A 3,444-nucleotide genomic window follows, 5' to 3' on the forward strand; every position below is an offset into this window, starting at 1 on the left:
GCGCGTTTTGCAAAAGGGGAACATTTGCAATGACCATACAAGGCGCATCGCCTGGCCTCTACAATGAGGATCTGGCTCCGGCAACGGTCCGAAATTGGGGGCCGTTTTCGATCTTCAACGTCTGGACATCGGACGTCCACAGCCTCTGGGGCTACTATCTCGCCGCAAGCCTGTTTCTGTTCTGCGGCGGCTTCGTCAACTTCATTATCGCGATCGGTGTCGGCTCCTTGATCATCTACGCCCTGATGAACATGGTCGGCTATGCGGGCGTCAAGACTGGCGTGCCCTACCCCGTGCTTGCCCGTGCCTCTTTCGGCATCTGGGGCGCCAACATCCCCGCGCTGGTGCGCGCTGTAGTCGCCTGTTTCTGGTACGGCGCGCAGACGGCCGCCGCATCAGGCGCCATCGTAGCGCTGCTGACGCGGCTGCAATGGTTCGATGACTTCAACAAGACCTCGCATCTTCTCGGACATTCAACCCTGGAGGTAATCTGCTTCGTCATCATATGGGCGCTGCAACTCCTGATCATCCAGAAAGGCATGGAGACTGTGCGCCGCTTCCAGGACTGGGCAGGCCCGGCTGTATGGGTGATGATGCTCCTCCTGGCCATCTACCTCTGCGTGAAGTCAGGGACCTTCGCCTTCACCAGCGACATTCCGATGGACGTGCTGCGCGACAAGACCGCCGATGCCGGCATCCCCGGAGATCCAGGTTCGTGGACCGCGCTCTTTGGGGTCGCGGCTATCTGGGTGACCTATTTCTCGGCGCTCTATCTGAACTTCTGCGACTTCGCCCGCTACGCGCCGGACAGCGCGGCCCTTCGCAAAGGCAACATCTGGGGCCTGCCCGTCAATCTGATCCTGTTCTCGCTGGTAGCCGGCGTCACCACCATCGCCGCCTATGACGTCTATCATGAGGTTCTGCTTCATCCCGACCAGATTTCAGCCAAGTTCGACAGCTGGTTCTTGGCCGCGCTTGCCGCGCTCACCTTCGCGGTGGCCACACTCGGCATCAACGTGGTGGCGAATTTCGTCTCGCCAGCCTTCGATTTCTCCAACGTGTTTCCACGCCAGATCGACTTCAAGAAAGGCGGCTACATCGCTGCATTGATCGCCTTGGTGCTCTATCCCTTCGCACCCTGGGAAGGCAGCGCCGCCCACTTCGTCGGCATCATCGGCGCGACGATGGGGCCGATCTTCGGCGTGATGATGGTCGACTATTATCTGATCCGCAAAAGCGAGGTCGACGTCGAGGCCCTCTACAGGGAAGACGGCGAGTTCCGCTTCCAAGGCGGCTGGCACGTCAACGCCTTCATCGCCGCTGGCGTCGGCGCGATCTTCTCATCGATCCTGCCTAATTTCACCAACTGGCTGCCATCCTGGTGGGGCGTCTATGGCTGGTTCTTCGGCGTCGCGATCGCGGGTGCGGTCTACTACGTGCTACGCACCATGGCCCTCGGTGCAAGCGCGCGAACTGCAAAGGCGTGAGACTGTAGGGGCGGCGCTAGCCGCCCCTTTCGCATCTACGATTTGCCGATCATCTCGGCCAGTTTGCGCACCGTATTCCAGTTGCGGGACGTGCCAATGCCCAGCCGTTTGTGATTGGAGGCTGCTAGCAGCCTTGAGCTCGGCCGCTCGCGCGAAAAGACGAGCCAGATGTCACCGCCGACCAAGAGCACTCTCTCATCGGTGGCGGCACGGGCCTGAAGCCCTAATAGGGCCTCGTCAGCGACAGGCACACGCATCACCCGAACCGCGACCCGATCACCGGCCTCCGCTGATTCGGCAGGGAACGGATTGGAGGTCGCAAGCTTCAACCAATCATCGGCGCCGCGCACGATGATGTCGACACTGCGGCCGAAAGTCTTTTCGAACGCCGTCTCGAGCCGCTGTTCGAGTGTGGATATTTTGGTCTCGCGCGTCTCGAAGACCAGGTTGCCCGTCGACACCAGCGTGCGGACATTGCCGAAGCCGAGACCTTCGGCCATCGCCCTGAAGTCCGACATGATGAGGCGCTGGCCTCCGCCGAGGCCAATGCTGTAGAGCAATGCTACATAAGTCTGCATAGCTGGTTCGCCAGCCGTTCAAACGAGGCGCGACTGATCCACAGCGGCCGAGATGAAGCTGGCGAACAGCGGATGCGGGTCGAGCGGCCGGCTCTTCAGCTCCGGATGGTATTGCACGCCGATGAACCAGGGATGGTCGGGATATTCGACCGTCTCGGGCAACACGCCGTCCGGCGACATGCCGGCAAAAACCAGCCCGCAATCCTCTAGCTTCTGCTTGTAGTCGATATTGACTTCGTAGCGATGCCGGTGGCGTTCCGAAATCTGCGTGTCGCCATAGATCTCCGCGATCTTCGAGCCCTTGGCGAGATCGGCCTGATAGGCGCCGAGCCGCATGGTGCCGCCAAGGTCGCCCGCGGCCCGGCGTTTTTCCAGCATGTTGCCCTTCAGCCATTCGGTCATCAGGCCGACGACAGGCTCGTCGGTGGGGCCGAACTCGGTCGACGAAGCATGATCGACACCGGCGAGCGATCGCGCCGCCTCGATGCAGGCCATCTGCATGCCGAAGCAGATGCCGAAGTAAGGCACCTTGCGTTCGCGCGCGAACTTGGCCGCCAGGATCTTGCCTTCGGAGCCGCGCTCACCGAACCCGCCGGGGACAAGGATGCCATGCACCTTCTCCAGCCAGGGTGTCGGGTCCTCCTTCTCGAAGATCTCGCTCTCGATCCAGTCGAGCTTGACCTTGACGCGGTTGGCAAGGCCGCCATGCGAGAGCGCCTCGATCAGCGATTTATAGGCGTCCTTGAGCCCGGTGTACTTGCCGACGATGGCGATGGTTACCTCGCCTTCCGGATTGTGGATGCGGCTGGACAGCGCCTGCCACGGCTCCATGCGCGGCTTCGGCGCCGGATCGATACCGAAGGCCGCCAGGACCTCCGAATCCAGCCCTTCCTTGTGATAGGCCATCGGCACGTCGTAGATGTGCGGCACATCCAGCGCCTGGATGACGGCGCTTTCGCGCACGTTGCAGAACAATGACAGCTTCCGCCGCTCTTCCTTGGGGATCGGCCGGTCGGCGCGCACCAAGAGGATGTCGGGCGCAATGCCTATGCCGCGCAGTTCCTTGACCGAATGCTGCGTCGGCTTGGTCTTCAACTCACCAGCCGTCGGGATATATGGCATCAGCGTCAGATGCACATAGACCGCGTTGTTGCGCGGCAGATCGTTGCCCAACTGGCGGATCGCTTCCAGGAACGGCATCGCCTCGATGTCGCCGACCGTGCCGCCAATCTCGCACAGCACGAAATCATAGTCGTCATTGCCGTCGAGGACGAAATGCTTGATCTCGTCGGTGACGTGAGGGATCACCTGCACGGTCGCGCCAAGATAGTCGCCGCGCCGCTCGCGCTCGATGATGTTCTTGTAGATGCGGCCGGTGG

The 3,444-nt window shown here is 61.5% G+C and carries 3 protein-coding genes; 1 reads left to right on the forward strand and 2 read right to left on the reverse strand.

The features are described 5' to 3' along the window. The first annotated feature begins 29 nt into the window (after nt 1-29). Nucleotides 30-1,487 carry an NCS1 family nucleobase:cation symporter-1 gene (locus Q0L57_RS08800; RefSeq protein ID WP_296741237.1) on the forward strand — a complete coding sequence of 486 codons (1,458 nt, stop codon included), beginning with the start codon at nt 30-32 and terminating at the stop codon, nt 1,485-1,487. Between the two features lie 35 nt (nt 1,488-1,522). Here the strand turns inward: Q0L57_RS08800 and Q0L57_RS08805 are convergent, their stop codons facing one another. Continuing rightward, entirely contained in the window at nt 1,523-2,065 is a 543-nt protein-coding gene (locus Q0L57_RS08805) for a DUF1697 domain-containing protein (RefSeq protein ID WP_296741240.1), read from the reverse strand. An 18-nt stretch (nt 2,066-2,083) separates the two neighbouring features. Next, nucleotides 2,084-3,444: CTP synthase (locus Q0L57_RS08810; protein WP_296741243.1), on the reverse strand; the 1,361-nt coding region annotated here is incomplete at its 5' end.

The organism is Mesorhizobium sp. (assembly GCF_024509055.1).
Classification (GTDB): domain Bacteria; phylum Pseudomonadota; class Alphaproteobacteria; order Rhizobiales; family Rhizobiaceae; genus Mesorhizobium.

Coding starts and splice junctions, on each gene's coding strand:
- Q0L57_RS08800 (WP_296741237.1), top strand. CDS start 30: ATGACCATACAAGGCGCATCGCCTGGCCTCTACAATGAGGATCTGGCT.
- Q0L57_RS08805 (WP_296741240.1), bottom strand. CDS start 2,065: ATGCAGACTTATGTAGCATTGCTCTACAGCATTGGCCTCGGCGGAGGC.